Source organism: Pseudomonas sp. R1-18, from assembly GCF_051132095.1.
Classification (GTDB): domain Bacteria; phylum Pseudomonadota; class Gammaproteobacteria; order Pseudomonadales; family Pseudomonadaceae; genus Aquipseudomonas.
Window position 1 is genome coordinate 2992879 of record NZ_CP071658.1, and the last position, 26644, is coordinate 3019522.

At 63.0% G+C, this 26644-nt stretch carries 25 protein-coding genes; 6 read left to right on the top strand and 19 right to left on the bottom strand.

Going from position 1 to position 26644, the window contains the following annotated elements; all coding sequences use genetic code 11:
• Positions 1 to 17 precede the first annotated feature (17 nt).
• Positions 18 to 701: a response regulator transcription factor gene (locus tag J3P77_RS13745; protein ID WP_434677168.1), complete on the top strand. Its 684-nt coding sequence runs from the start codon at positions 18 to 20 to the stop codon at positions 699 to 701.
• Complete coding sequence (locus J3P77_RS13750) at positions 679 to 2076, top strand: sensor histidine kinase (protein ID WP_434677169.1); 1398 nt, start codon at positions 679 to 681, stop codon at positions 2074 to 2076. The genes J3P77_RS13745 and J3P77_RS13750 overlap by 23 nt, the downstream gene beginning before the upstream one ends.
• 3 nt (positions 2077 to 2079) lie before the next feature.
• On the opposite strand, the gene J3P77_RS13755 is transcribed toward J3P77_RS13750, so the two are convergent.
• The 3 genes from J3P77_RS13755 to J3P77_RS13765 are packed head-to-tail and all read right to left on the bottom strand — an operon-like array spanning position 2080 to position 5034.
• Positions 2080 to 2925: an amidohydrolase family protein gene (locus tag J3P77_RS13755; RefSeq protein ID WP_434677170.1), complete on the bottom strand. Its 846-nt coding sequence runs from the start codon at positions 2923 to 2925 to the stop codon at positions 2080 to 2082.
• 55 nt (positions 2926 to 2980) lie between these two features.
• On the bottom strand, positions 2981 to 4264 hold the full coding sequence (locus tag J3P77_RS13760; protein WP_434677171.1) for an MFS transporter: 1284 nt from the start codon (positions 4262 to 4264) through the stop codon (positions 2981 to 2983).
• 38 nt (positions 4265 to 4302) lie between these two features.
• Positions 4303 to 5034 carry a GntR family transcriptional regulator gene (locus J3P77_RS13765; protein ID WP_434677172.1) on the bottom strand — a complete coding sequence of 244 codons (732 nt, stop codon included), beginning with the start codon at positions 5032 to 5034 and terminating at the stop codon, positions 4303 to 4305.
• A 322-nt stretch (positions 5035 to 5356) separates the two neighbouring features.
• Between J3P77_RS13765 and J3P77_RS13770 the strand changes: the two genes are divergently transcribed.
• Positions 5357 to 6520: an MFS transporter gene (locus tag J3P77_RS13770; RefSeq protein ID WP_434682013.1), complete on the top strand. Its 1164-nt coding sequence runs from the start codon at positions 5357 to 5359 to the stop codon at positions 6518 to 6520.
• Positions 6521 to 6596: 76 nt separating this feature from the next.
• Here the strand turns inward: J3P77_RS13770 and J3P77_RS13775 are convergent, their stop codons facing one another.
• From J3P77_RS13775 to J3P77_RS13835, 13 genes are all read right to left on the bottom strand, one after another.
• Positions 6597 to 7322, bottom strand: coding sequence for an alpha/beta hydrolase (locus J3P77_RS13775; RefSeq protein ID WP_434677173.1), 726 nt, complete (start codon positions 7320 to 7322; stop codon positions 6597 to 6599).
• A 201-nt stretch (positions 7323 to 7523) separates the two neighbouring features.
• A complete protein-coding gene (gspD, locus tag J3P77_RS13780; protein ID WP_434677174.1) occupies positions 7524 to 9806 on the bottom strand; it encodes a type II secretion system secretin GspD in 2283 nt (760 codons plus the stop codon).
• Positions 9806 to 10336 carry a hypothetical protein gene (locus tag J3P77_RS13785; protein ID WP_434677175.1) on the bottom strand — a complete coding sequence of 177 codons (531 nt, stop codon included), beginning with the start codon at positions 10334 to 10336 and terminating at the stop codon, positions 9806 to 9808. Before J3P77_RS13785 ends, gspD begins: the two co-directional genes overlap by 1 nt.
• Complete coding sequence (gene gspM / locus J3P77_RS13790) at positions 10333 to 10944, bottom strand: type II secretion system protein GspM (RefSeq protein WP_434677176.1); 612 nt, start codon at positions 10942 to 10944, stop codon at positions 10333 to 10335. Before gspM ends, J3P77_RS13785 begins: the two co-directional genes overlap by 4 nt.
• Positions 10925 to 12001, bottom strand: coding sequence for a type II secretion system protein GspL (locus J3P77_RS13795; protein WP_434677177.1), 1077 nt, complete (start codon positions 11999 to 12001; stop codon positions 10925 to 10927). Before J3P77_RS13795 ends, gspM begins: the two co-directional genes overlap by 20 nt.
• Complete coding sequence (locus J3P77_RS13800; protein WP_434677178.1) at positions 11998 to 12732, bottom strand: type II secretion system minor pseudopilin GspK; 735 nt, start codon at positions 12730 to 12732, stop codon at positions 11998 to 12000. The genes J3P77_RS13795 and J3P77_RS13800 overlap by 4 nt, the downstream gene beginning before the upstream one ends.
• Positions 12729 to 13361: a prepilin-type N-terminal cleavage/methylation domain-containing protein gene (locus tag J3P77_RS13805; RefSeq protein ID WP_434677179.1), complete on the bottom strand. Its 633-nt coding sequence runs from the start codon at positions 13359 to 13361 to the stop codon at positions 12729 to 12731. Before J3P77_RS13805 ends, J3P77_RS13800 begins: the two co-directional genes overlap by 4 nt.
• The gene (locus tag J3P77_RS13810) at positions 13358 to 13693 is read right to left on the bottom strand and encodes a hypothetical protein (protein ID WP_434682015.1); all 336 of its coding nucleotides are present in this window, start codon (positions 13691 to 13693) and stop codon (positions 13358 to 13360) included. The genes J3P77_RS13805 and J3P77_RS13810 overlap by 4 nt, the downstream gene beginning before the upstream one ends.
• A 35-nt stretch (positions 13694 to 13728) precedes the next feature.
• Positions 13729 to 14127, bottom strand: a complete 399-nt coding sequence (locus tag J3P77_RS13815; protein ID WP_434682016.1) for a pilus assembly FimT family protein — start codon at positions 14125 to 14127, stop codon at positions 13729 to 13731.
• Between the two features lie 44 nt (positions 14128 to 14171).
• Positions 14172 to 14603, bottom strand: a complete 432-nt coding sequence (gene gspG / locus J3P77_RS13820) for a type II secretion system major pseudopilin GspG (RefSeq protein WP_434677180.1) — start codon at positions 14601 to 14603, stop codon at positions 14172 to 14174.
• A gap of 24 nt (positions 14604 to 14627) precedes the next feature.
• Positions 14628 to 15830 carry a type II secretion system inner membrane protein GspF gene (gene gspF, locus J3P77_RS13825; RefSeq protein WP_434677181.1) on the bottom strand — a complete coding sequence of 401 codons (1203 nt, stop codon included), beginning with the start codon at positions 15828 to 15830 and terminating at the stop codon, positions 14628 to 14630.
• Positions 15827 to 17551: a type II secretion system ATPase GspE gene (gene gspE, locus J3P77_RS13830; protein WP_434677182.1), complete on the bottom strand. Its 1725-nt coding sequence runs from the start codon at positions 17549 to 17551 to the stop codon at positions 15827 to 15829. The genes gspF and gspE overlap by 4 nt, the downstream gene beginning before the upstream one ends.
• Positions 17552 to 17634: 83 nt before the next feature.
• Positions 17635 to 17853: a hypothetical protein gene (locus J3P77_RS13835; protein ID WP_434677183.1), complete on the bottom strand. Its 219-nt coding sequence runs from the start codon at positions 17851 to 17853 to the stop codon at positions 17635 to 17637.
• A gap of 504 nt (positions 17854 to 18357) precedes the next feature.
• Between J3P77_RS13835 and J3P77_RS13840 the strand changes: the two genes are divergently transcribed.
• Positions 18358 to 21111 (top strand): glycoside hydrolase family 3 protein, encoded by a 2754-nt coding sequence (locus tag J3P77_RS13840; protein WP_434677184.1) that lies wholly within the window; start codon positions 18358 to 18360, stop codon positions 21109 to 21111.
• A 45-nt stretch (positions 21112 to 21156) separates the two neighbouring features.
• On the opposite strand, the gene J3P77_RS13845 is transcribed toward J3P77_RS13840, so the two are convergent.
• Positions 21157 to 21801 (bottom strand): TetR/AcrR family transcriptional regulator, encoded by a 645-nt coding sequence (locus J3P77_RS13845; protein WP_434677185.1) that lies wholly within the window; start codon positions 21799 to 21801, stop codon positions 21157 to 21159.
• A 90-nt stretch (positions 21802 to 21891) separates the two neighbouring features.
• Positions 21892 to 22431, bottom strand: coding sequence for a GNAT family N-acetyltransferase (locus tag J3P77_RS13850; protein ID WP_434677186.1), 540 nt, complete (start codon positions 22429 to 22431; stop codon positions 21892 to 21894).
• A 100-nt stretch (positions 22432 to 22531) separates the two neighbouring features.
• Between J3P77_RS13850 and J3P77_RS13855 the strand changes: the two genes are divergently transcribed.
• Both J3P77_RS13855 and J3P77_RS13860 read left to right on the top strand, forming a co-directional pair.
• On the top strand, positions 22532 to 23419 hold the full coding sequence (locus tag J3P77_RS13855) for a LysR family transcriptional regulator (RefSeq protein ID WP_434677187.1): 888 nt from the start codon (positions 22532 to 22534) through the stop codon (positions 23417 to 23419).
• A gap of 277 nt (positions 23420 to 23696) precedes the next feature.
• Entirely contained in the window at positions 23697 to 25280 is a 1584-nt protein-coding gene (locus J3P77_RS13860; RefSeq protein WP_434677188.1) for an aldehyde dehydrogenase (NADP(+)), read from the top strand.
• A gap of 331 nt (positions 25281 to 25611) precedes the next feature.
• Here the strand turns inward: J3P77_RS13860 and rtcA are convergent, their stop codons facing one another.
• Positions 25612 to 26643, bottom strand: coding sequence for an RNA 3'-terminal phosphate cyclase (gene rtcA / locus J3P77_RS13865; RefSeq protein ID WP_434677189.1), 1032 nt, complete (start codon positions 26641 to 26643; stop codon positions 25612 to 25614).
• Between the last annotated feature and the right edge of the window lies 1 nt (position 26644).

Below are 26644 nucleotides of genomic sequence, written 5' to 3' on the forward strand. Positions count from 1 at the left end.
TCCCTCAGGCCCAGACCATGACCCGAATCCTGGCAATCGAAGATGATGCCGTTACCGCGAAGGAAATCGTCGCAGAGCTCAGCAGCCATGGGCTGGACGTGGATTGGGTCGACAACGGACGCGATGGTCTGGCGCGTGCGGTGAGCGGCGATTACGACCTTATTACCCTGGACCGTATGCTGCCGGAGATGGACGGGCTGACCATCGTCACCAGCCTGCGCGCTCAGGGTATCGCGACACCGATCCTGATGATCAGCGCCTTGTCCGACGTCGACGAGCGCGTGCGCGGCCTGCGCGCCGGTGGCGACGATTACCTGCCCAAGCCGTTTGCGTCTGACGAAATGGCCGCGCGGGTTGAAGTTCTGCTGCGTCGCAGCAACCTGGCTGCCGCGTCGAAAACCGTACTGCAGGTGGCGGACCTGACGCTTAACCTCATCAGCCGCGAAGCGCGTCGGGGCGAGCAGCCGCTCACGCTCTTGCCTACCGAATACAAACTGCTGGAATTTCTGATGCGCAACAGCGGCCAGGTCATCACCCGCATGATGATTTTCCAGGAAGTCTGGGGTTACCACTTCGATCCCGGCACCAATCTTATCGACGTCCACATCGGGCGCCTGCGCAAGAAGATCGACCAGCCCGGCAACGCACCGCTGATTCAGACCGTGCGAGGCTCGGGCTATGTCATTACCGAACCCGTCTGAAGGCTGGCGTTCGTCCACCAGCCGGCTGCTCGCGCTGTACAGCTCGCTGTTCGTCGCCTGGAGCGCCATCCTGCTGGGCGTGCTGTATTGGGAAGTCACTTCCTACCTGGACGATCTGGCTCGCCATTCACTGACCCAACGCCAGCAACTGTTTTCCCGCTTCGAAGGCCAGGCGCTGGACGAAGCGCTGGCCACCAGCATGACATTCGACATGCACGCGGTGGATGCGTACGGGCTTTTCGATGCTCGGCTCAAGCCGCTGTCCGGCCCGATCACTGCGGTGCCGGCCAATCTGCCGCTCGACGGGCAGATACATGAGTTGCGCGACTGTATCGACTCCGACAGCCCCGACCTGCCGCAGAACAGCTGCGACGCCGTAGCCACCCACACCGCTGACGGGCGCTGGCTGATTCTGGTCCGCGAGAACGGCTCGTTGTTCGCGGTCAGCGCACTGATCCTGCGCGCCTTGCTCTGGGGTATTTCCCTGACGATCATTCCTGGCGTCGCCGGCTGGCATCTCCTGCGCCGACGCCCCCTGCGGCGCATTCGGGCGATCCAGGCCAGCGCCGAATCCATCGTCGCCGGCGACATGGCGGCCCGCTTGCCGGTGTCGAACCGTCGCGACGAACTGGACATGTTGTCGGTGATCGTCAACGCCATGCTGGACCGCATCGAAAAGCTCATGAACGAGGTCAAGGGCGTCTGCGACAACATTGCTCATGACCTGCGCACGCCGCTGACCCGCCTGCGCGCCCAGCTCTATCGCATTCAGCAACAAGCTTCCGGCGACTCGACCCAGACCGTGCAGCTCGCCCAGGTCATCGCCGAGGCCGACACCCTGATGGCGCGGTTTCGCGGGCTGCTGCGGATTTCTGAACTGGAAGACCGGCAGCGACGTTCGGCCTTTGTGGAGCTGGACTTGCACCCACTGTTGCAGGAGCTGCACGACTTCTACCTGCCGCTGGCGGAAGAAGCGGGCATCACCCTGCTGCTGACACTAGACGATCGAGTTCCGAGACTCGTGGGCGACCGCGCCCTGTTGTTCGAGGCGCTGACCAACCTGCTGGGCAACGCGATCAAATTCACGCCGCCAGGCGGCACGGTCGAAGTCAGCGCCCGTCGCGCCGTTGACGGCGCTTATCCGTGCATCGACGTCCAGGATTCCGGGCCGGGCATCGCACCGACCGAGCGCGACGCCGTGTTCCAGCGCTTCTATCGCAGCGAAAGCAGCGACCCGCACAACGGCTTCGGCCTTGGGCTTTCGGTGGTCGCCGCCATCGTCAACCTGCACGGGTTCACGCTGCACATCGGCACCAGCCGCTATGGCGGAGCGAGTCTGCTGCTGGAGTGTCGGCCGGTGCGGGTGCTGGGTTGAGCGTCAGTCCGCGGTGGACGGAAAGCCGAACAGCGCCCGCGGCGCATCCACCAACAGGCTGCGCCTGATCGGGTCCGGGCAATCGAGCTGACGCAGCTGCTCGACCACCGAGGCATAGCTGACGTGCTGCTCGTGCTGGGTGTGCGGCCAGTCGCTGCCCCAGACCAGGCGCTGCGCGCCGAAGTTCTGAATCAACAGCGGCAGCGCGGCGCTGGCGAAGGCCGCATTCTGTTCACTGCTGCCACCAAGGCGGTAGATAGCCGACACCTTGATCCAAACCTGGCCGGTCTCGCCCAGTTCCAGCAATGCCTGGAAAGCAGGGTCATCAACGCCGAGGCGCGCGTCGGGGCGACCGAAATGGTCGACCACGATCCTGCAACCGAACGGCAGCAAGGCACGGATCAGAGACGGCAGGTCTTCGACGTGGCGATGCAGTTCGACATGCCAGCCCAGCGCGGCGACCTGGCTGAACAGCGGTGCCCAGCGCGCCTCAGTGAAGTCCGGCAGAGGCTTGCCCATCAGGTTCAGGCGGATGCCAACCACGCCCTGCCCGGCCATGGCCTGCAACCGGGCGGCCTCGATTTCCGGCTCGACTACCACCACGCCGCGCAGGCGTTCTGGCGCTTGCGCCAGCGCATCGAGCAGATAGTGATTGTCGGTGCCCAGAAAGCTCGGCTGCACCAAGACGCCGTGGCTCAGACCGTGAGCATCCAGATGCGCCAGGTAGTCTTGCAGGGTCGCGTCGTAATCGGGGGTATAACGTCGTCCTGACGTAAGGCTCAAATCGCGGGTAAACACATGAGCATGGGCATCAATGCCAGGCATGGGCGTGGGACAGGCGTCAGTCATGAAACTCATCTTTGAAGTAAGCGCGGTGCAGGCGCACCGCGCAGGGTGGGAACCATCAGGCTTGCTGGGGAGCGGATTTTTCGGTGGAGTCCGGCGCGCTGGCCGCTTGCAGGTTGCGACCGCGGGTTTCCGGCAGGCAGAAGGCGGCGACCATTGCCACGCCGTACGCGATGCCGGCATCGATGCCTATGGCGGCGCCCAGAGACATCGACTCACTCATGTGGCCGACCAGAAACGGGAACACCGCCGACAGTACCCGGCCGAAGTTGTAGCAAAAGCCCACTCCTGCGCCACGTACGTCCGCCGGGTACAGCTCGTTGAAGAACGAGCCCAGGCTGGCCGGAATACCTGCCGCGAAAAAGCCCAGCGGGAAACCGAGGAACAGCATCTGGGTGTTGGTCAGCGGCAGCATCAGGTAGCACTGCACGGTGATCACGCAGCACAGCGCGAACAGCATGATGTTCTTGCGACGACCGATGCGGTCGATGAGCATGCCGCTCGTCACGCAGCCGCACCAGAAGGCGAAGATGATCACCGCCAGGTAGCCACCGGAGCTGAGCACGGAAAGATTGCGCTCGGTTTTCAGAAAGGTCGGCAGCCAGGTCATCACGGCGTGGTAGCCACCGTGGGCACCCAGCCCCAGCAGGCCGCCGAGCAGCGTCACCCGCAGCAGTTCAGGACGGAAGATGCCGGCCATGGACTTGAAGAAACTGCCTTCCCGGCCCTTTTCCTTCTGCATGCGCTGGAAGCTTTCAGGCTCCTCGACGTTGCGGCGTACCCAGATGATCATCAACGCCGGCAGCAGGCCGACGAAGAACATGACCCGCCAGGCCATGTCCTGCGGCACGAAGGAATAGATCAGCGTGAACAGCACAACCGCCAGTCCCCAGCCCACGGCCCAGGCGCTTTGCACCGTGCCCATAACCTTGCCGCGATATTTCGCCTGGATGGTCTCGGCCATCAGCACCGCGCCCGCGGCCCACTCACCGCCGATGCCGAAGCCTTGCAGCGCCTTGACGATCAGCAACTGATTGAAGCCGGTGACGAAGGCCGACAGGAAGGTGAAGAAGGAGAACCACAGGATCATCAATTGCAGAGTGCGCACCCGGCCGTAGCGGTCGGACAGCGTGCCGCCGACCCAGCCACCGAGCGCGGAGGTCACCAGCGTCACGCCGCTGATCAGGCCCGCGTCGCCCTTGGTCAGGGCGAACGCGGCAATCAGGGCCGGGATCGCCAGGCCGAACATCTGTACTTCCAGGGCGTCGAGGGACCAGCCGCCGAAACAGGCCCAGAACGTCTTGCGTTCTTTGGAAGTGATTTCGCGATACCAACTGAACATGCTTCTTATCCTTATTGGAGAAAACGTTGGAGGGCCCGTCAGCGAATTTCGACGCTGTAGCGGAAATGGCTGGCATGGCCGCGCGAGCGTCGCCACTCCAGCGGCGCCCCGGCGTAATTGCGGGCCAGACGCTCGATCACCACCACCGGACTGCCGACGGGAACCTGCAGCAGTCGGGCGTGAACGTCGCTGACCGCTTCGGCGGTGAGGCTTTCCTCGGCATAGGCGACGACCTGGCCGCAGAGATCCTCATAGATCGGGTACAGCAGCGGCCCTCGCGCATTGATGTCGATGTCCAGCAAGCCCTGGAACTGAATGCGTGGCAGCCAGATTTCCTCGGCCAGCACCGGCTGCCCGTCCAGCAGGCGCAAACGCACCATGCGGATCACCGGCGCGTCCGCCACCAGCCCCAATGCCTGGCTCACGGCCGACGGCGCGGTCACCGGCTCGATGCTCAGTACCCGGCTCTCGGGTACCTGGCGCTCGCCGGCGACCGTCTGAAAGCGGAAGAAACGAAACAGCGAAGACTGGAATTGCGGGCGACGGATGAAGGTTCCGCGGCCCTGCTGGCGCTCCAGAATGTTGTCGTTGACCAGCATGTCGATGGCCTTGCGCACCGTGCCGGTGGACAGGCAGTACTCGGCGGACAGCGCGGCTTCGGTGGGAATGGCTTCGCCCGGTCGCCAGCGGTTGTTGGCAATCTGCTCGGCGAGCTGGTCACGCAGGCGTTGATAGAGGGGCAAACGTTCGTCGCTGGAGAGTCTGTTCATTGTTGTAGTCATCCAGTCATCTATATGAATGTGAGGCGGAGTATTGTCGCGTTACAAATCCTCGTCAAGCGTAGCCGGGCATGCACCACACCTTAAACGTGGTGCTCCGACGCGCGGCACGACGGGAGTCCATCCATCGATTTGAGAAATATCTTGTATCATCTCGACGGACGTACTGGGTCCTGCGCCAAACCGTTAGCCTGTTCCCTTCCCATCCTGATGTGCGGCCAGATACGCCGCGCACCGGTCCCACCTCCTTCCCGAGCGAGTAACCATGCCCACCTCGACAACCTCGACCGTCGCGCAGCCCAGCGCCCACGCCATGACCCGCGGGCTGGTGATGCTGTTCGCCTTCTGCTGCGGAGCCATCGTCGCCAACATCTATTACGCTCAGCCGATCATCGAGCTGATCGCTCCGGATATCGGTCTGTCCAATGGCGCGGCAAGCCTGATCGTTTCGCTGACCCAGATCGGCTACGCGCTGGGCCTGTTTTTCCTGGTGCCGCTGGGCGACTTACTGGAGAACCGGCGTCTGATGCTGCTGACCACGGGCGTTGCCGTGCTCAGCCTGTTGGGCGCGGCGTTCGCCCAGCAGCCGAACCTGTTTCTCGTGGTGTCATTGTTGGTCGGCTTCAGTTCGGTTTCGGTGCAGATGCTGATTCCGCTCGCCGCGCACCTGGCGCCCGAAGAAACCCGGGGCCGTGTGGTTGGCAGCATCATGGGCGGCCTGTTGCTGGGCATATTGCTGGCGCGGCCGATTTCCAGCCTGGTGGCCGACCACTTCGGCTGGCGTGCTGTGTTCGGCTCGGCGGCCGTGGTCATGCTGGGCATCAGTGTCGTGTTGGCCACGACCGTTCCCAGACGCGTCCCGGATCACCGTGCGACCTACGGCCAGTTGCTGTTTTCGCTGTGGACCCTGCTGCGCCGCCAGCCGGTACTGCGTCAGCGCGCGTTCTATCAGGCATGCATGTTCGCCACCTTCAGCCTGTTCTGGACCGCCGTGCCGCTGGAGCTGTCGCGCAACCATGGCCTGTCGCAAACCCAGATCGCGCTGTTTGCGCTGGTAGGTGCCATCGGTGCCTTCGCCGCGCCGCTCAGCGGCCGCCTCGCCGACGCCGGGCATACCCGGATCGCTACGCTCGGCGCGCTGGTGTTCGGCGCACTGAGTTTTCTTCCCGCGCTGATTCACCCGGCGTACAGCGTTATTGGTTTGATGGTGACCGGTGTGGTGCTGGATTTCTGCGTGCAGATGAACATGGTGCTGGGCCAGCGCACGGTCTACGCCCTCGACGCCGCCAGCCGCAGCCGCCTCAATGCGCTGTACATGACGAGCATCTTCATCGGTGGCGCAATCGGTTCATCGATCGCCAGTCTGCTGTTCGACCAGGGCGGCTGGATGTGGGTGGTGATCACTGGCACAGCGCTGCCGCTGATTGCGTTGCTGGCCTTTCTCAAGGATTCGGCGGGGCTGCGCGCTAGCGCGTGAAACGCTGATCCTCGGCGAGTGAAACAAATGGCCGCGTCTTTCCGACGCGGCCATTTTGTTTTACGGCTTGCTGGATTCACTGGCTGGCCAGCGAGCGCTCCAGCCATCGGGCCATGTCCGCCACTTCAGCGGCGCTGATCGAATGGGCCACGCCTTCATAGCCATGAAACTCGGGCTGCGCCCCCAGCGTTTTCAACGTGGCTTCGGCGTGGGGCGCTCCGCTGTAGGCCACCAGTGGGTCTTCGGCGCCATGGCCGATGAACACCTTCAGCGATGCCAGCCGCGAATCGCGCTTGAGGTGCGATTCGAGCACTGGCAGCAAGCGCCCGCTCAGCGCGGCAAAACCGCCGACCAGCGCCGGATCTCGCAGCGCCACTTCGTAGCTCATCATCGCGCCCTGACTAAACCCCACCAGATACACCTTGCCGGGCTGGGTCCGATATTTCTGCGTGGCCTGGCGAATGAAGGTTGTCAGCCGTTCGCCGCTGCTCTTGAGATCCTCGGTCACGCCGTCGTAATCCGGGACGCCCTGCTTCTGGGTAAACCATTTGTAGCCGCCTTCCGGCAACTGCACCGGCGCGCGCACCGACAAGTAGTTGTACGTCTGCGGCAGACGATCCTTGAGGCCGAACAGATCCTGTTCGTTACTGCCATAGCCGTGGATGAAGATCACCAGCGGCTGGTCCGGGGCGTCGGTCTGAACCTGCTCCAGATAGTTCAGGGTCAGGTCGGTCTGCAGGACATCTGCTGCATGGGCAAGACTGGAACAGGCCAGTAGCAAGGCGGGGAATAGCTTGAGCATGTGGCGATGATCTCCAGTTGAAAATGTGGTGGACTGTGGCAGGTATTCAGACTGCATGTGCGCCCCTCGCCAGCAAGCTGGCTCCCACGCTGACCGCGTTGCCTCAATCTTTGTGGGAGCCAGCTTGCTGGCGAGGGGCGCGCAGCGGCAGCAAACAAGCTGCTGCCTCCACAAGCTGGCTACAGACCCTAACATACCCCGTCAATCTTTCAGATTGACGCGCGAGACTTCCGGTCTGAGCAGTTGCATCTGCTGGCGGTAGTCGTCGGTTACCTGTCGGGCCTGGCTGCCGCTGGTGATGACGCGTGGAGTGATCAGCACAATCAGTTCGGTGCGATCCTTCGACCGGCTGGTGTTACCGAACAGCCACCGCAGACCCGGAACGCGCCCAAGGTAAGGCACGGCGCTGACCGATTCGGAGTTGTCCTGCTTGATCAACCCGCCGAGCAACACCGTCTGGCCGCTCTGTGCCGCAACCTGAGTGGAAACCGAACGGGTGGAAATGCGCGGGTTGCCGTTGGTATCGGTGGTCCCACTGCTGTCCGCGTCGCTGACCTGTTGCTGGATATCCATGTACACCAGACCGCCCGGATTGATGCGCGGCACCACGTCGAGAATCACACCCGTCTGCACATACTCGACACTGCTCAGCGTGGTATCCGAAAGACTGGTGTTGACCGTGGTCTGGCTGATCGGGATGTTGTCGCCGACCTGGATCTGCGCCTGCTGGTTGTTCATCACCACGAGCGACGGAGCCGACAGCACCTGGGTGCGGCCGTTGGTTTCCAGCGCGTGCAGCGCGACTTGCAGATTGCTGCTGACAAACGAGTAGAACAGCGAATCGGTTGCGCCGAGCCCCGCGCCGCCACCGCCCAACGCGCCCTGGCTGCCGGCCGCGTTGGCCACCGTGGTGCTCGACGAGTTACCGGCCAGACGACCGAGATACCACTGCACGCCGAGGTCCAGCTCGCCGGTAAGTTTGACTTCCAGAATCCGCGTCTCGATCTGCACTTGCAGCGGCGGATTGTCCAGACGCTTGATGGCCGATTCGATCTCCTTCCACTGGGCCGGACGCGTGCGCACCAGCAACTGGTTGCTGCTCTTCTGCGCCGTGATGCGTGTACTCGCGTCCAGCGACTTGCCGCCGCCCTGCCCGCTTTCGACGTCGGTTTCGCTGCTGACCGACTCTTCGCTTTCGGCTTCGCTGTCGTCGCTGCTCTGGTTGTTCATGCCTTGACTGTTGCCAAAGACGCTGTTGCCGCCCAGGCCCGTGCTGCCATTCATGCCGGAGCTGCCAGTCATACCGCCGGACGAATTGAGCGACGACAGCGTGGTGGTGCGCAGGCCCGGCGCGACCTTGGCCGCCGCCTCTTCCTTGATCTGGCCGGTGCCGTAGATCTGTCGCAGATACCGCGCCAGATCGGTTGCTTTCATGTTGCGCACGTCATAAACGTACATCTGCGGCTCGTTGCCGCCGCCTTCGTCGATGGTGTGAATCCATTCGCCCACTTCATGCAAGTACTCGGGCTGCGAGGAAATCGCCACCACTGAGTTGGTGCGTTCGATCGGCAGGAACCGCACCATGCCCGCCAATGGCATGCCGCTGTCCGGGCCGAACATCTTCTGCAGTTCAGGCATCAGTTCGCCCACCGATGCTCGCTGCAGACCAAACACACCGACCGACATGCCCTTGAGCCAGTCCACGTCGAAGGTGTCGATGGTGTCCTGATAGTTCGCCAGTTCATCCGGGGTCCCGGCCAGGCTCAGCACGTTGCGCGCAGGGTCGACCAGCAGAAAGGCGTTCTCGCGGGCAAACGGCTTGAGCAGCTTCTGCATTTCCGTGGCCGAAATGTAGCGCAGCGGGAACAACCGCGCCGACATGCCGGCAGCCGGCTGAGCCACGCGCATTTCCGGTACCAGCTTGCCAGCGACCGCCTGATTGGCCGGCAGGATCACGTAGCGGTTGCCCTGGCGGATCATCGCGTTGTCGGTCCAGGACAGCAGGGTTTCGAGAATCGACAACGCCTGTTGCTTGTTGACCGGTTTGGAGGTCGAGAAACTCACGTCACCCTTCACGCCCTGGGCGATGCTGTAGTTCTCCTTGAGCAGGTCGCCCATGATGCTGTTCACCACCGCCTGGATCGGCTGGTTGGTGAAGTTGAACACGATGTCGCCGCTCTCGGACTCACGCGCCGCAGGCGTTGCAGTCGGCGGGCGAATGAAACGCTGATTGCCCTTGATGATCTGGCGTTGCGGCGACACCGCGGCCGACTGCGGTTGAGGCTGGACCGGCAACTGTTCGCTGGCCGGATCCACCGGCAGGCGTTGTGAACCTGTTCCCTGGAGCGCTTCCTGCAGCATGCCGTTGTCGGGATCAAGCGTATCGGGCGAGGTCGCGCAGCCGCCGAGGGCGACGGCGGTGGCCAGGCAAAGCAAAGGTGTGCGCAAGGTAGCGATGGTCGTAACTCCAGAACTGATACCCATCACAGGGTCGAATCGTTGGTTAAGGTAATCGGGGGTGTGGTCGACGGCGGCGGCAGACGCGGTGCGGGCAGGCTTAACACCTGGCTGCGCCCGTCCAGGCTGAACGTGGCTTGCGTCGGATCCAGCCGCTCCAGCGTCCAGCCGTTGGCCAGGCGATCGCCCTGCTTCACTTTCACCGCCGTGCCGCCGGACTGTTTGAGCAAGGCCACGCGCATCGAGCCGTCGATGATCACGCCGGTGAGCGTCAGGCCGGCCAGGCTGGTGGCCTGAGCGCCTGCCTGGCGAACCGCGGCGTCCGGGCTTCGGTCAGTGCTGAACAGCGGAGTCTTCCAGGTGTTGGACAGGCTCTCGACGCTGGTCATTGGCGCTTCGTGAACCGGCGCGGCACGCAGCGCAGAGTCACGTGGCGCGGGTGTCGGCAGCCAGTCCGGCGAATGCACCGCACCGCCCAGCAGCAGTCCGATAACTGCCGCCAGCAGCGCGGCCAGCGTCAGCAATGTCCAGTCGAGCGGGCGCAGTGAGCGGATCATTGCTCGCCCTCCCCGACAGGCGCCGGTTGCAGATAGCCACGCACCAGCAGGTGCGCCACCAGCTTGCCAGCCCCGCCGCTTGCCGGTGCATTGGCGTCGCGGCGCACGCTTATGTCTTCGATAAACAGGAACGGCCGCTGATATTCCAGCGCATGCATGATGGTGGTCAAAGGCTCAATGGCGCAGTTGAGGGTCAGGCTGACCTTGACCTGCCGATACGGCTCGGCGCCTTGCTGCTCGGGCGTGATCGGCATGCGCTGGGTCAGCTCGCAACCGCCGCCCTGACTGGCGTGGCTGCTGACCAGATCGGCGATGCGCTGCATCAGGTCGGCGGCCACGGCGCTGGGGTCTTCGCCCGGCAACAGGCTGGTGCTGCTGGCCGGGTCGCGGCGCGCCTGCTCCAGCTGTTCGCGCAGTGCGTCGCCCTGCTGCAGCAGCGCGGCGTAACGCTGCTGCTGTTCGCGCAGTTGCCCGGTCTGTTCGTTGATCTCGCGCAACGGGCCGGCGAACCAGCTGTCGATCAACAGCCAGTACGCCAGATAAAGCACCAGCGCCAGAATGATCAGGGCTGCGCCCCGACGCTCGCGGTCAGTCAGCGGACGACGCATCGACGTTCTCCTGATGCAGGTGGGCGCGCAGGGAATACTGGTCCTTCCCGGTTTTGCTGTCGGGCTGGATCACGCCCTGGAACTGGGCGTTGTCGAGGCCATGACAATCCTTGGCGCGGGCGATCAAGGCACTGGCCTTGCCGCTCTGGCCGGAGAACGCCAGCTCGGCGCCGTTGTTGATTTCGAGGTGCTCGATCCAGGTGTCGGACGGCAGGCAGCGGGTCAGCTCGCTGAGCAATGCCGACAGCGGCAGCTGTTCGGCCTTGCGCCGCAGCAAGTAGCTGGCAGCGCCCCGGGTGTTGGTCAATTGCTGGCGCAGCTGCTGAACTTCGTTGACCTGAGCCCGTTGCGCCTGCACTTCGGCCTGCATTTCTTCCAGCAGACGTTGACGGTCGTTGAGCCACAACAGCATTGCGCTCAACAGCAGCGCGCCGCAGAGCCAGACCAGTGCGCGCCGCAGCCGGTGACCCGAGCGCGCCTGCTGCGGGCGCGATGGCATCGGCAGCAGATCGATGCCCATGCGCTGCCCGCCGGTCGCTGTGTCTACGGCCACGTCCACGGCATCGGGCCGCAGCCCGAGGGCGGCGCAGTCGGCGAGTATGCGATCCAGCCGCTCGCGCACGATGGCGACCAGCGTGACCTCGATGAAGCTGCCGCCACGACTTTCCTGACGAGCCACGAAATACAACTGGCTGGCCTCGAAAGGCGTGAAGCGATCCAGCTCATAGCCGACCACGGTGGACAGGTTACGCGCCGCCGCCGCGGGCAGTTGCAGCGTCTGAACCAGCACTTGGGACGACGGCAGCGACAGGATCTTGCGGGCGTCGATGTTCGGCATGGTGATCGGCTCGGCCAACGGCCAGGCGTAGACCTGCTCGACGGTTTCGTGAACCAGCCATTGGCGCATGCGTCGCGGCAGGCAAGCCTGCAACTCGGCCAGCCACCATTGCCAGGCGCGCTGCGCCGTGCTGCCGCGCCATTGCTGGACGACCCGGTCGCGTAGCGCGAACAGCGGCGTCAGCCGGGTTGCGCCGGATGAGGAAACGGTTGACTTCATTCTTGCCAGCGCAGCACCCGATACGGTTGCGCGCCTCCCTCCGATGGGCTCAATAAAACAGTGGTCTGTAACAGGGCGACCACGCCGCCCGGTCGTTCTGCGCGACTCTCAATGCTCAATACTTCGCCGGGGTCGGCACCGACCGCGCTCTGGTTGGGCAGATTCAACGCCCGACGCAACAGCGCCGAGACAAATGCCGGATCGGGCCGGTCCAGCCCGCTCCACACGGTAATTTCCGGCAGCAGGCGGGCGTACAACGCGCGCGTCATGCCGGGCAGCACGCGTGCTTCCTCGATCACCCGCAACGGCGATTCGCCGTCGTTGCGCTGCGCGGCCAGCGCCTGAGCCACAACATCGGCCTGGCGTTTGTCAGCGCCGCAGGCCTGAAGCACCCGCAACAGATCGGCAACCGGCGCGCTGTTGAGATCGAGCTTGCCGCGCTCACTGCGGATACTCAGCGTCAGCTGCGTGTCGTCCAGACGCAGTCCGCTGGCGCGACCGTCAGCGACCCAGCGCTTGCTTTGCGCCGGGTCCAGCAGGCCTTGCACTGCCATGTTCACACCCGCTTCCGCCGCCAGCAGCGCCTGGGTGTTCTGGCGCAGCCACAGCGCCTGGCGGCTTTCCAGCTGTACCCAACCGGCCAGCCCGCCGAGCAGCAGACTCAGCAGAGCCAGCACCCAGAGCACCACCAGCAGCGCAACGCCGCGCTGGTTGAGGGCAGAAACATTCATTGGCCGCCCGCCCCGCCAGACAGGTCCAGCCGCAAGGCCACCACCTGCGTCACCCAATCCACCGCGCCCTTGACGCGCAGATCGATCCGCACCGCGCCCGGCAACCGGTTCGGCCAGGGCCAGTGGTCCAGCCAGCCGGTCGGCTTGCCCTTGGGGGTGAACCCGCGATAGCTGAAGCTCAACGACTCGACGTTGTGCAGCAACACCTGCGGCTCGCCCCACGGCTTGAGCGACGTCCCGTTCGCCCCGGTCTGCACCTGGGCGAATGCCACTTGCAGAACACGTGCGTCTTGCGGCCCGTGCAACTCGACGGTGTGCACCTGGATGCCGCCGCCCAGTTCACCGGGCAGCGTGGCGACGAACTGCAAGCGCTGCGCCGAGCCCTCGAAAAAGCCGCGTGAAGCGTCGTCGTTCTGCGAGGTATCCAGTGGCAGCGCCTGGCTGATCGAGGCACGTAAAAACGCCTGCGCCGCGCGGCTCTCGTCCAGGCTCGTGGTGTAGCGCTCGGCCTTGAGCACCGCACGATTGGCGCCCAGCAATGCTCCGGCGACCAGCACCAGCAGGATGCCGAGCAGGCTGATCACCAGCAGTACTTCCAGCAGCGTGAAACCACGCTGGCCGCGCCTCACGATTCGGCACCGGTGACAGCGCCGCGCAACTTCAGCGTGGTGAAACGTGCTTCGCGTTGGTGTTCCTTGACCCGCAGATCCAGCCGGAACAGCCGGGCCTGCCCGTTGCGACCGGGGAGCTGGCGGACGTCCAGGCTCCAGTCGATGCCGGCCAGCACGCCCTGCCGGGTCCCGTTTTCCAGAGGGCCCGCGCCTTCCTGCTCGATGATCGTGCGGGCCGCATGGCTCAGCCGGTCGCTGCGCGAAACCTGCTGCAACGAACGCGCGCCCTGGGCGAACGCCACCAGCAGCACGCCGCTGCACACCGCCATGACGGTGAGCGCGGCGAGCATTTCCAGCAACGTGAAGCCGGACTGCGCGGTGCGCTTCAAAGATTGCGCACCTGAACGTTGCCGGTCAGCCAGCCGATATCGATCCGCCAGCGTTTGTCGGCGCCGACCACCAGCAGGTTGCCTCCGCTGGAACCGCCGTCGGGATAGAACTCCACCGATGCACCCAGATCCGCGGCCGTATTGAGCGTGACGCGCAGGTGCTCGGGCAGATGCTGTACGCGCTTGCCCGGCGCCTTTACGGTCAGCCGGCGCAGGTCAAATTCTGTCCTGGCTGTCTGGCCGGTGACGATGGCCTTCACCCGGGTCGCCCGCAGCGCTTCAACCATGTCGCCCACGGCACGGCGTTCCCCGGCCGAACTCAAGCCCTGTCGCAGCGCAAAGCCCGCCAGCCCGACGGCGATGCTCATCAACACCAGCACCACCAGCATTTCCATGAGGGTGAAGCCGCGGCTAGCAGCAGGTGCTTTCATTGCGCTGCTTATTCCCAGTTGCCGAGGTCGGCGCTGTAACCTTCGCCACCAGGCTGGCCGTCCTGGCCGTAGAAGATCAGGTCGAAACTGCCGTGCTGGCCGGGAAAGCGGTAACCAAACGCATGGCCGAACGGGTCTTTGAGGTCCGAAGGCTTGGCGTACGGGCCGTTCCAGCCGGACACGTTGCCCGGTTTTTCGGCCAGTTGCTGCAAGGTCTTGGGCGGCGAACCGACGTCCAGCGCGTAACTTTCGATCTTCATGCCCAGGCTCGCCAGTTGCGCCTTGCCCGCGCCGTATTTGCCCTTGTCGACGTTACCGCCGACCTGGCGCACGACGATGGTGGCAACGATGCCCAGCAGCACGATCACCGCCAGCATCTCCAGCAGAGTGAAACCGCCCTGACGGCGGGCGGGTTTGAAGCGTGTACGGCTAAAAGTCATTACTGCGATTCCTTGTTGGAAAATTCAAATGTTGCTGGTCAGGCTCATCAACGGCAGCATGATCGCCAGCATGATGACTGCCACCATGCCCGCCATGACCACGGTCAGCGCCGGCACCAGCGCGGCCAGCATGCGGTCGATGCCGCGCTTGGCCTCGACGTCGAATACGTCCGCGACCTTGAGCAGCATGCTGTCCAGCTCGCCGGCCTGTTCGCCGACTTCGATCATTTGCAAAGCCAGGTCGGGCAGCAGCGGTTGCGCGCCGAACGCACTCGCCAGCGTGCCGCCGCCCTTGACCGATTCGGCGGCCTGTTCGACCTGCGCCTGCAGCGCGCGGTTGGTGCAGACCTGTCGGGCGATCACCAGCGCCTGCAACAAAGCCACGCCGTTGCTGAGCAAAGTGCCCAGGGTGCGGGTCAGACGCGCCGCTTCAATGCGCTGCAACAGAGGGCCGATGATGCGGACACCCAACAGGCGCCGATCCCGACGCTCGCGGCGCTGCGGGTCGCGCATGCCCAGCGCGACGCCCCAGATCAGCAGGATCACGCTGGCCAGCACTGCCAGGCCGTATTTGCCGAGAAACTCGCCCAGGCCAAGAATCACTTCGGTGATCATCGGGATCGGCACCCCGAGGTCCTTGAAGATCGGCACGAACTGCGGCACCACATACGCCAGCAGCAAGGCCAGCGAGCCGAGCACGCCCACCACCAGAAACGCCGGATAGATCAGCGCGTTGATCACCTCGCCGCGCAACAGCTGGCTGCGCTCCAGATAATCGCTCAACTGACGCAGCGTGCTTTCCAGCGCGCCACCGGCTTCACCGGCGCGGACCATGCTGATGTACAGCGGCGAGAACTGACTGCCCTCTTCTTCCAGCGCCACCGACAACGGCTTGCCGGCCTTGACCTGCTCGCGAATGCGCTCGATCAGCGCGCGGGTCTGCGGCTGGCCGGGTTGTTTGAGCAGGATGCCGAGCGACCGCTCCAGCGGCTGGCCGGCACCGAGCAAGGTCGCCAGCTGCTGGGTGAAACTCACCAGCGCCGCGCCATTGAGCAAACCGCTGCCCAGCGCGCGGCGCAGCCCGCCGATGCCCGCACTGTCGATCTGCAAGACCATCAGGCCGCGCTTTTGCAGGGCCGCGACGGCGGCGTCCTGATCTCGGGCTTCCAAGGTGCCGTTCTGCGCGGCTCCCTGAGCATCCAGCGCGCGGTACTTGAACAGGCTCAATTGCCCTCGCTCCGGGTCACGCGCAGCACTTCTTCGAGCGACGTCACACCGGCGACCGCCTGGCGCAGGCCTTCTTCATGCAGGGTGCGCAAGCCGCCGCGTCGGGCCGCTTCTTCCAGAGTGGCGGCATCGGCATGGCGCATCAGCAGGCTGCGCAGTTCTTCATTCATGACCAGCAATTCGGTAATTGCGCTGCGCCCGCGATAGCCACCGCCCGGCGCGTCGGCGCGTGGACGGTACAACCGAATCGGGCGCTCATCCGTGAAGCGTTCAAGGCCATGCTCGGCGACCAGCTCGGGCGGCGCTTCGAATGCTTCGCGAGTCGCCGGATCGAGTCGCCGGACCAGACGCTGGGCGAGGATGCCGTTGACCGTCGAGGCGATCAGGTAACTCTCGACACCCATGTCCAGCAGGCGCGTGATACTGGCCGCCGCGCTGTTGGTGTGCAGCGTCGAAAGCACCAGGTGGCCGGTCAGCGAGGACTGAATCGCGATGCGGCAGGTTTCCAGGTCGCGCATCTCACCGATCATGATCACGTCCGGGTCTTGCCGGACGATGGAACGCAGCGCCCCGGCGAAGTCCAGGCCGATGGCCGGTTTGACCTGAATCTGATTGATGCCTTCGAGCTGATATTCCACCGGATCTTCGACGGTGATGATCTTGCGCTCGGCGGTGTTGAGTCGCGACAGCGCTGTATAAAGGGTGGTGGTCTTGCCTGAACCGGTGGGCCCGGTGACCAGCAGAATGCCGTGGGGCCGTTCCAGCACTTCGAGGAAATGCTCCAGGCGTTCGCCATCGAAACCCAGGCTTGGAAAATCGAAGTCGATGGTCTGCCGATCCAGCAGACGCATCACCACCGATTCGCCGAAACTGGTCGGCACGGTGGAAACCCGCAGATCCAGTTCCTTGCCCTGAATGCGCAGCATGATCCGGCCGTCCTGCGGCAGACGTCGTTCGGCGATGTCGAGCCGGGCCATGATCTTGACCCGGGAAATGACCGCCGCCGAGGAACTGGACGGCGGCGCTTCGGCTTCATGCAGCACGCCGTCGATGCGGTAGCGCACCTTCAGCTGGCTTTCGAAAGGCTCGATGTGAATGTCCGAGGCGCGCTGTTCGACGGCACGTTGCAGAATCAGGTTGACCAGCCGGATGACCGGCGCTTCGGACGCCAGGTCCTTGAGGTGCTCAATGTCTTCGGATGAGCCGCCATCCTCGTCGAGGTTCTCGATCAGCGTGCCCATGGCCGAACGGCCTTGACCGTAATAGCGCTCGATCAGGGTATCCACTTCGTTACGCGGTCCGACGGACACCCGGACCGGCACCTCACAGGCGTAAGTGATGGCCTGGAATGGGTAGAGCGTCACCGGGCGGGCGCTGAGCACATGCAGGCCCTCATCGCTCCAGCCGACCGGCACGACTTGATGTTCGCGCATAAAGCGTTCGGTCAGCGGCGGCAGCGGATCCAGCAGCGGCGGCGCGGCGTCGGCCATCAGCAAGGGTGCCGGGAGCAATGCCGCCCAGGCGCGTGCCAGTTCGAATTCCGACACCAGGCCCAGACGCGTCAGCAGGCCGAGCAGATCGCTGCCTTCGGATTCCTGCTGCAAGCGTTGCGCACGCTCCAGATCCTGGGTCTTGAGACCGGCGTTGTGCATCAGCCAGGCGCAGACCTGCCCTGCTTCAGGAACCAGTATTCGGGTGGCGTCGACGGGGGTTGACTGCATGGGCGAGGAAATCTGTATACAACGGAGGAACAAGTTCACAGCGCTCCCTCGGAGAAGGAGGCTGTGGTCAGCGCTTCAAACGGTCACTCTGACTGCTTTTCCGGCGTTCCGTTCTGCGGACGGCCACCTTTGGCGGTTTCGACCTGCTTGCGCGAGTCGGCTTTGGGGTCCTTGGTCTGGGTCATCAAGGTCGAATCAGTGGTGCCCGAAGTGGCATCGACGTCCGTCGACTCATCAGCGACTGCAACATTACCCAGCGCCAGACCCAGCACAACGCCCGCACCAACAAGAGACAACTTCATAGCAATTACTCCGTATTAAGAAACGCAAAGGCATGACACTTCCCAAGACAAAGCGCCTTGTTCAATGACCTGACATAAAAATTAGACCCAAACTATCCACGCGCCATGAAGAACACCGGAACAGCCCTGAAAAATACTTAAACCCACAGACCGGTAGGTTTACCGAGAGTTCCTGATCTGTAACGAAAAAATGCCGAATTTGGCAAAAAAAACCTTTCGTTTGACATTTACGCAGGAATTTAGACTTAATTGTAACGCTTTTGAAATTCCAGAAGCCGTTCCATAGTGGCTTTTTGGTGGCATCTGGCAATAATCAAAACGTAATTAATACAACACGGAAAGTTTATAAAAGACTTCTGTTCGCTCCGGTTTTTAAACACTGGAACTCGCGAAGACGGGTAACTGTTGCCCAAAGAAAAGTCATGCAACGGACAGCGTTTACCGCCCGATTCGACGCATGAACCCTTACTTGAAACCCTTGGTTGAAACCTAGTTGGAGAGACTATGAAAAAACGGAAAATGATCGGCGCGCAGTCGGCCCTGGCCTTGCTGGCCCTGGCCGTCTCGCAGGTGCACGCCGCCGATACCTCGACGCTTGAGGCTCGCGAAGCGCGCGCCGAGAAGGCCGCGCAGAAGATCCTGGACAAGATGACTCAGGACGAAAAACTGACGTACATCGGTGGCACTGGCGGCTGGGATGTAAAACCCCTCTCCAACTACGGGATCCCCCAGATCCACGGCGCCGACGGCGGCATCGGCGTGCGCTACACCAGCGAAGGCAACGCCCAAGGCGTGGTGTATCCGTCCGGCCCGAACCTGGCGGCCACCTGGAACCCGCGCCGGGCCATTGACCTGGGTCGCGCGCTGGGCTACGACACCGTCAGCGGCGGCTACCATTTCATCACCGGCCCCGGCGTCGCGCTGTACCGCATGCCGTACGGCGGTCGTGCGTTCGAATACCTTTCCGGTGAAGACCCGTTCCTGGGCGCCAGCCTGGCGCCGGGCGTCATCAACGGCATCCAGTCCCGTGGCGTCTGGGCCAACGCCAAGCATTTCGCGGCCAACGATCAGGAAAGCAGCCGCTTCAAGCTCAACCAGATCATGAGCGAACGCGTTCTGCGCGAGATGTCGCTGCCCGCCTTCGAGTCGGCGTCCAAGAACAGCAACGTCGCCATGGTGATGTGCGCCTTCCAGCAGATCAACGGCGAGTTCGCCTGCGAGAACAAGCACCTGCTGACCCAGATTCTGCGCAAGGAATGGGGTTACAAGGGCATGGTCCAGAGCGACTACAACGCTGTGGTCCACGGTCTGAACGCCGCGCAGGCCGGTACCGACTTGGACATGATGGGTTACCAGATGAACAGCTCGGTGCTCAAGCCGCACCTTGACAGCGGCGAGCTGAGCGCCGCGACGATCGACGACAAGGTCCGCCGCATCCTCAAGCTGATCTACCTGTACAACTTCGACACCCAGCGAGAGCTGACCGCGCACAACACCAAAAACATGAACAGTTCGACCAGCAACAAGGTCGCTCTGAACGCCGCGCGCGAAGGCATCGTGCTGCTCAAGAACCAGAACAATCTGCTGCCGCTGGACAAGCAGAAGGTCAAGAAAATCGCGGTGGTCGGCAACCTCGCCAAGTACGCGCCGCCTACCGGTTTCGGCAGCGCCAACGTTATGGCCAGCCACTACATCAGCGAGCTGAGCGGCCTGCAACAGATCGCGCCGAACGCCAAGGTCGAGTTCATCGACGGCCTGTCGCTCGACCCGACCACCACGCCGTGGACCAGCACCAACACCAAGGGCGATGAAGTTCAGGGCCTGAAAGCCGAGTACTTCAGCAACGCCAACTGGTCCGGCGATCCGGCTGTCACTCGCACCGAGAAGCACATCGACCTGGATTGGGCCAACGACACTGACCTGCCATTCGAAAGCAACATTTCGGCTTCCGATGCGTATGCCGACAAAGGCTCCAATGCCGGCTCCCTGAACGGCGACACCTCTTCCACCTCGATCCGCTACAGCGGCAAGATCACCCCGTCCCAGAGCGGCGAGCAGGTGTTCAAGGTGCGTGCCGACGGCGCGATTCGCCTGTGGGTCAACGGCAAGAAGATCATCGACAACGGCGACGGCAACCCGATTCCGGGCAACAGCATTCCGCCGACCATCCCCGAGTTCGCCAAGATCGAGCTGGAAGCCGGCAAATCCTACGACGTGAAGCTTGAGTACTCGCGCCGCGCCGGTTACCTGTCGACCATGGGCGGCCTGGTCGGTGTGCAGATGAGCTGGGCATCGCTGAGCGCCCCGCAGGATCTGTCCGCGTACGACGCAGTGGTGGTCGCGGTCGGTAACAGCAACGAATACGAAGGCGAAGGCTTTGACCACAGCTTCGATCTGCCCGAGTTCCAGAACGAGCTGATCCAGAGCATTTCGAAGGTCAACCCTAATACGGTCGTGACCATGTTCGGCGGTACCGGCCTGAAGATGAGCGACTGGATCGATCAGGTTCCGGCTGCGCTGCACGCGTTCTACCCTGGGCAGAACGGCGGCCAGGCGCTGGCCGAGATCCTGTTCGGCAAGGTCAACCCGTCGGGCAAGCTGCCGATCAGTATCGAACGCAACATCGAAGACAACCCGATCTACGAGACCTTCCCGAAATTCGCCAACGATAACTCGTTGACCGAAATGAGCTACAAGGATGACCTGTTCGTCGGTTATCGCGGTTACGAGAAGAAAGGCATCAAGCCGCTCTACCCGTTCGGTTATGGCCTGTCCTACACCACCTTCGGCTACAGCAACGTCACGGTCACGCCGGGTGTGGCCGTGGGCAACACGCCGATCAAGGTATCGTTCGATCTGACCAACACCGGCAAGGTCGGCGGTTCGGAAGTGGCGCAGCTGTACGTCGGTCAGCAGAACCCGAAAGTCGAACGTCCTGTCAAGGAACTCAAGGGGTACAAGAAGGTGTTCCTGGAGCCGGGTGAAACGCGCCGCGTGACCATCGAGCTGAATGACCGCTCGCTGGCCTACTACGACACCGCCAGCAAGAACTGGGTGGTCGATGCCGACACCTTCAACCTGTCGCTGGGCGCTTCGTCGCAGGATATTCGCCTGAACGCCAAGCTGGTCAATCCGTTCCGCCAGGAACTGTCGACCACCACCAGCAACCCGCTGCCACGTTCGGCGTTCAACCAGATCAAGGTCGAAAAACCACCGGTCAAGACCGGCGGCGTATTCGACCAGACCGTTGACCAATAAGGCAGTCGCAACCTGTAGCTGAGTGACCCAGGGACAGGCCCAGGCTCAAGGACGAGCCCTTATTGCCGCGTCGACCTGCGCAATGTAGGCATCGAACGATTCGACCAGATCGACCTCATCGGGAAACCGCAGCCATTGGATCTGCAACCCGTCCATCATCGCCAGGATCTGCTGGATCAGTTTCGGCAAATCCACGTCCGCTCGTACTTCCCCTCGCTCCACCAGCTCGGTGAACTGCGCCAGCATCCGCCCCCGAATCATTTCGTAGCGCGCCTGAAACCAGCTCCACGCCGGCTGATTTTCCAGCAGGCTTTCGGCATTGAGAATTGAAAAGGCACGGATCACGCCCGGTGCGGTGGCGTTCGAGCGATTGATCGCGCGCAGACTGTCGAGCATTCCGGTGAGCGTATTTTCCCGGCGCACCTCTTCGGCAAGCTTGCCGTTGACTTCATCGCGGCGCTCCAGCACGCCCATCAGCAGAGAAATCTTGCTGGGGAAGTGATGCAGCAACCCGGCAACCGAGATACCGACAATAGCGGCGACCTTGGCCACCGAGGCGCCGGTGTAGCCCTCCAGGGAGAACACCTGCAGTGCGGCATCGAGCAATTCTTCGCGGCGCTTTTCGCCTTTGGGCGCGCGCCGCTGTCGGGTTGGTGCGGGGCCCTTTTCCGTGGGGTCATGCCGAGTCATATCAGGCTCCTTCTTGAACAGCCGCGTACCGTACCCACTCAAGCGCATGGCCGCAATGCCCATCAAGTCCCGATATCATGCTGCGGCCTGTCAGCCGACGGGTCGTGGCAAAGTCAGCGCGCCGTCGCCCAGGGCCCGCTGCATGAGTACGGTATCGACCCAGCGGCCGTGCTTGAAGCCCACCGACTCGAACACGCCAACCCGGCGAAATCCCTGGCCCTCATGCAGGCGAAGCGAAGCGAGATTTTCGCTGTTGCCGATAACAGCGATCATCTGCCGCCAGCCGCCACGCTCGCAGTGCGCCACCAGCGCGGCGAGGATTTCCCGGCCGATGCCCATGCCGCCCATGCCTTCGCGCACATACACCGAATCTTCAACGGTGAAACGGTAACCGGGCCGTGGCCGATACGGTGTGACGTAACCGTAACCGACCACCTCGCCGCGCTGCTCGGCCACCAGATATGGCAGGCTTCTGGCAAGCACATCGGCCCTGCGGCGCAACAATTCGGTGAGGTCGGGCGGTTCGAGTTCAAAGCTGGACATGCCCTCCAGCACATGCCGGGCGTAGATCGCCTGCACTGTCGGCATATCGTCTTCGCGGGCATCTCGCACAATCAGCGCATCGTTCATTCAGAAGCTCGTGGTACCAGAGAAGTGCCGCAATCTTGCAGGCTGGCAATGTATAAAAAAAGCTATGATTACTCATCCAATGCATAAGTAAAACTTTGCCATGCGTCGCCTGAACCTCAACCAGCTGCATACCTTTTCGCAAGTCATCGCCTGCGGCAGTTTTTCCGCTGCCGCCGTGCATCTGAATCTGAGCCAGCCAGCGGTCAGCTTGCAGATCAGGCAACTCGAAAGTCAGCTTGAACTGCGCCTGATCGAACGGGTTGGCAAGCGTCTGAAGGCAACCCCGGCGGGTACCACCCTGCTTAAACATATCGCACGCATCGACGCGGTCATGGATGACGCCTTGCAGGACCTGGCCAGTCATACCCAGGGTGTGGTCGGGCCGATCAGTATCGGTACGGGCGCGACCGCCTGCATCCACTTGCTGCCACCTTTGCTCAAAGCCCTGCGTCGACGGTTTCCGGCCCTCGACGTGCGCGTCAGCACCGGCAACACGGATGGCATTCTCAAAGCCGTCGAGGAAAACCGTCTGGATCTGGCGCTGATCACCCTGCCCGCGTCCGGGCGCAGCCTGCACGTCTCGCCGCTGTTGCAGGATGAATTCGTGGCGATTTTCGCCAGCGGTCCGAACCCGCTGCCCGCGACTTTCACGCCGGCCAGCCTTGGCGAGTTGCCGCTGGTCGTTTTCGAGGCCGGCAGCAGCACGCGCCTGGTGATCAATGAGTGGTTCCAGCAAAGCGGGATACGTATCAGGCCGGTGATGGAACTGGGCAACATCGAGGCTATCAAGGAAATGGTCGCGGCCGGGCTGGGCTACAGCATCGTGCCGCGCATGTCGGTGGCAGCGGCGCATCATCGCCGCGGCCTGCAGGTCCATTCACTGACCCCGGCGCTGAGCCGGACGCTGGCCGTGGCGGTGCGTCAGGACAAGCCGGTGAGCAAGGCGCTGCGTCAGGTGCTGGATGCGCTGGAAACCTGTCGATCTTGAGCACCGCGCGCTGAACATATCGCGTTTCACACCGTCATGATCCACAGCTATAAATAGGCGAGCTTCACGTCAGCCTCCAAGCGCGCCTGCCGTGGACAAACGCCGTCCGGCAGTTGCAACGCAAGCGAGCGAGGTTGTACGATGACTGCTGACATTTATCTTCCGATTCCGGACTGCTGCCTAAAACCTGTACTCTTTTCACCCGTAAAGCGATTCGGCAACCCATAAGGAAAGCAGGCCAGACCTGCCTCCCACCTCAAAACAACAGGAGATACCGATGCCTAACATTCTCGGCCATAACTTCATCGCTGGCGGCCGCAGCGCTCAAGGCCAGACTCTGCAAAAGAGCCTCGACGCCACCACCGGCGAAGAACTGCCGTATGGCTTTCATCAGGCCACCGATGAAGAGATCAACGCCGCTGCGCTGGCCGCCAAGCAGGCCTTTTTGGAATACCGCCAGCTGAGCCCTGCCCGCCGCGCTGAATTCCTCGACGCCATCGCCGACGAACTCGATCAACTGGGCGACGACTTCGTTGCCATCGTTTGCCAGGAAACCGCTTTGCCACAAGCGCGCATCCAGGGCGAGCGCGGTCGCACCAGCGGCCAGATGCGCCTGTTTGCAAAAGTCCTGCGTCGCGGCGATTTCCTCGGCGCGCGTATCGACCTGGCCCTGCCGGATCGCAAGCCGCTGCCACGCGTCGACCTGCGCCATTACCGCATCGGCGTCGGCCCGGTCGCCGTGTTTGGCGCCAGCAACTTCCCGCTGGCCTTCTCCACCGCTGGCGGTGATACCGCAGCGGCGCTGGCCGCCGGTTGCCCGGTGGTGTTCAAGGCGCACAGCGGCCACATGGCGACCGCTGATCTGGTTGCCAGCGCGATCATCCGTGCCGCCGAACGCACCCAGATGCCAAAGGGCGTGTTCAACATGATCTTCGGCAACGGCGTGGGCGAAGGTCTGGTCAAGCACCCTGCTATCCAGGCGGTCGGCTTCACCGGCTCGCTGAACGGCGGCAATGCGCTGTGCAAGATGGCCGCCGAGCGTCCGCAACCGATCCCGGTGTTTGCCGAGATGTCCAGCATCAACCCGGTGGTCCTGCTGCCTGAAGCGCTGACCGTTCGTGGTGAAACCATCGCCAAGGAGCTGGCGGCTTCGGTGGTAATGGGTGCCGGCCAGTTCTGCACCAACCCAGGCGTAGTCATCGGCCTGCGTTCTCCGGCGTTTTCCGCTTTCCTGGAGCAACTGACCGAACAGATGGGCGGCCAGGCTCCACAGACCATGCTCAATGCCGGCGGTCTGCGCAGCTACAGCAAAGGCGTTGAACACCTGCTGTCGCATCCGGGTGTCACCCACTTGGCCGGCAAGCCGCAGGAAGGCAAACAGGCTCAGGCCCAGCTGTTCAAGGCTGATGTCAGCCTGCTGCTCAACGGCGATCCGTTGCTGCAGGAAGAAGTCTTCGGCCCGACCACTCTGGTGATTGAAGTCGCGGACGATGCCGAGCTGAAGAGCGCACTGCTGGCGCTGCGTGGCCAACTGACCGCGACACTGATCGGCGAGCCTGCCGAGCTGGCGGGCTACAGCTGGCTGCTGCCGCTGCTGGAAGACAAGGTTGGGCGCATTCTGGTCAACGGCTATCCGACCGGTGTCGAAGTTTGCGAAGCCATGGTTCATGGCGGCCCATACCCGGCTACGTCCGATGCGCGTGGCACTTCGGTAGGTACTCTGGCAATCGACCGCTTCCTGCGTCCGGTCTGCTATCAGAACCACGCCGACAGCCTGCTGCCGCCAGCGCTGCAGAACGCCAACCCGCTGGGTCTGCGTCGTCTGGTCAACGGTGAGTGGAGCGACCAGCCTATCGTTTGATAGCCGGTTGCACGTCAAACGGCGCGCCCCGAAAGGGTCGCGCCGTTTTTATTTGCCTTTGCACTGGCAGGACTGTTCGTCTGAGGCTATAAACTTTCTCACGGCTTTATGGTCCGCAGGCCCGCTGATGGTCTGAACAGTTGACTTCAGACGTGCTATCAGCGCCACTGCAGCGCATCTTCGCCTCTGGTCATAAAATAGCCATATGGCTGCAAGCCACGCCCCGCCTGCCTTACAAAAAGTTACCCACAGACATACCCACGATTTCAGTGGACAACTTTTGTGGAATTTCTGGTCCGGAAACCGGGACGATTACTGCCGTTGACCAACGTTATTCCCGAGAGACGAGCGACACGGCCGCGTGGTCGCCGTTCTGCTGCATGGCTATATCAACCGGCAAAAAGCGCTGGATGACCTGCGCATTGCTGTGGAGATGGCCACTGAGCCGGTCGGTGGTGAAACTGCCGCCTCCAGCAAGCGCCATGGGAACAAGCAGCTGGTCCGCCAGGCGATGTCCGACCGCAGCTGAAGAATCCGCCCACAGGGCATGATCTTCAACCAAGGCCTCCGCTACTTGCTCTGGCCTGGAGCCGGCACTGGCGGTACTGCTGAATACTTCAGTGCAGCCAGCATGCTCACATTCGACAAACAGCACGTTACCCGGCCCGCCGCTTTCGTTCGCCTCCTGGATCTGCATGAGCTGGCGATCCAGCTTCAGGCGCGACGCGACTCTATCCAGAGCCCGACTGGCAAGCGATACGGGCGTGGCAGACAGCAACGCATAAGCACGGGTCTCCAGATGCTCGCCGCGCTGTTCGACGTGCAGGGGCAGCAGCGCCGACGGCCATATCCTGACTTCGATCAGACCGCCGCCCGCCGGTGCGAAGCCATGCCGCACCAGCCTGATCTCCATACGCGCGCCCATCCGATGCAACAGCGGCAACCAAGCGCGCTCGATGAATTCGAACGGTGGCGCCGCCGGGTTGTGCGTCCCGCCGCTGATACTGAGCGTGCTCGGCGCGTCCGCGCACAGCAAAGCCGGTATCAGCGTCTGCATCACCAGCGTCGTGCTGCCGGCGGTGCCAATGGCGAAGCTGTAATCGCCTGCGACTGTTTTCCCTGGCCGGAATTCGAGCTCGACGCTGTTGAGCACCGCGCCGGACGTCTGGGCACCGCTGATCCGCGCGGCCGCCTGCACCGCCGTCAAGTGCTGGCGCAGCAGCCCCGGCCGGGTACGCTTGCCGCGTATGCCGGTGATGCGAAACGGCACGCCGGTAATCATCGACAGGCTAAGCGCGGTGCGTAACACCTGGCCGCCGCCCACCGATCCATCGATCTGCAAAAACTGCACTGAGCGCTCCATG

Excerpts from the sequence above, each read along its gene's own strand:
- J3P77_RS13745 (WP_434677168.1), top strand. The coding sequence starts at position 18 with ATGACCCGAATCCTGGCAATCGAAGATGATGCCGTTACCGCGAAGGAA.
- J3P77_RS13750 (WP_434677169.1), top strand. The coding sequence starts at position 679 with ATGTCATTACCGAACCCGTCTGAAGGCTGGCGTTCGTCCACCAGCCGG.
- J3P77_RS13755 (WP_434677170.1), bottom strand. The coding sequence starts at position 2,925 with ATGACTGACGCCTGTCCCACGCCCATGCCTGGCATTGATGCCCATGCT.
- J3P77_RS13760 (WP_434677171.1), bottom strand. The coding sequence starts at position 4,264 with ATGTTCAGTTGGTATCGCGAAATCACTTCCAAAGAACGCAAGACGTTC.
- J3P77_RS13765 (WP_434677172.1), bottom strand. The coding sequence starts at position 5,034 with ATGAACAGACTCTCCAGCGACGAACGTTTGCCCCTCTATCAACGCCTG.
- J3P77_RS13770 (WP_434682013.1), top strand. The coding sequence starts at position 5,357 with ATGACCCGCGGGCTGGTGATGCTGTTCGCCTTCTGCTGCGGAGCCATC.
- J3P77_RS13775 (WP_434677173.1), bottom strand. The coding sequence starts at position 7,322 with ATGCTCAAGCTATTCCCCGCCTTGCTACTGGCCTGTTCCAGTCTTGCC.
- gspD (WP_434677174.1), bottom strand. The coding sequence starts at position 9,806 with ATGGGTATCAGTTCTGGAGTTACGACCATCGCTACCTTGCGCACACCT.
- J3P77_RS13785 (WP_434677175.1), bottom strand. The coding sequence starts at position 10,336 with ATGATCCGCTCACTGCGCCCGCTCGACTGGACATTGCTGACGCTGGCC.
- gspM (WP_434677176.1), bottom strand. The coding sequence starts at position 10,944 with ATGCGTCGTCCGCTGACTGACCGCGAGCGTCGGGGCGCAGCCCTGATC.
- J3P77_RS13795 (WP_434677177.1), bottom strand. The coding sequence starts at position 12,001 with ATGAAGTCAACCGTTTCCTCATCCGGCGCAACCCGGCTGACGCCGCTG.
- J3P77_RS13800 (WP_434677178.1), bottom strand. The coding sequence starts at position 12,732 with ATGAATGTTTCTGCCCTCAACCAGCGCGGCGTTGCGCTGCTGGTGGTG.
- J3P77_RS13810 (WP_434682015.1), bottom strand. The coding sequence starts at position 13,693 with ATGCTCGCCGCGCTCACCGTCATGGCGGTGTGCAGCGGCGTGCTGCTG.
- J3P77_RS13815 (WP_434682016.1), bottom strand. The coding sequence starts at position 14,127 with ATGGAAATGCTGGTGGTGCTGGTGTTGATGAGCATCGCCGTCGGGCTG.
- gspG (WP_434677180.1), bottom strand. The coding sequence starts at position 14,603 with ATGACTTTTAGCCGTACACGCTTCAAACCCGCCCGCCGTCAGGGCGGT.
- gspE (WP_434677182.1), bottom strand. The coding sequence starts at position 17,551 with ATGCAGTCAACCCCCGTCGACGCCACCCGAATACTGGTTCCTGAAGCA.
- J3P77_RS13835 (WP_434677183.1), bottom strand. The coding sequence starts at position 17,853 with ATGAAGTTGTCTCTTGTTGGTGCGGGCGTTGTGCTGGGTCTGGCGCTG.
- J3P77_RS13840 (WP_434677184.1), top strand. The coding sequence starts at position 18,358 with ATGAAAAAACGGAAAATGATCGGCGCGCAGTCGGCCCTGGCCTTGCTG.
- J3P77_RS13845 (WP_434677185.1), bottom strand. The coding sequence starts at position 21,801 with ATGACTCGGCATGACCCCACGGAAAAGGGCCCCGCACCAACCCGACAG.
- J3P77_RS13850 (WP_434677186.1), bottom strand. The coding sequence starts at position 22,431 with ATGAACGATGCGCTGATTGTGCGAGATGCCCGCGAAGACGATATGCCG.
- J3P77_RS13855 (WP_434677187.1), top strand. The coding sequence starts at position 22,532 with ATGCGTCGCCTGAACCTCAACCAGCTGCATACCTTTTCGCAAGTCATC.
- J3P77_RS13860 (WP_434677188.1), top strand. The coding sequence starts at position 23,697 with ATGCCTAACATTCTCGGCCATAACTTCATCGCTGGCGGCCGCAGCGCT.
- rtcA (WP_434677189.1), bottom strand. The coding sequence starts at position 26,643 with ATGGAGCGCTCAGTGCAGTTTTTGCAGATCGATGGATCGGTGGGCGGC.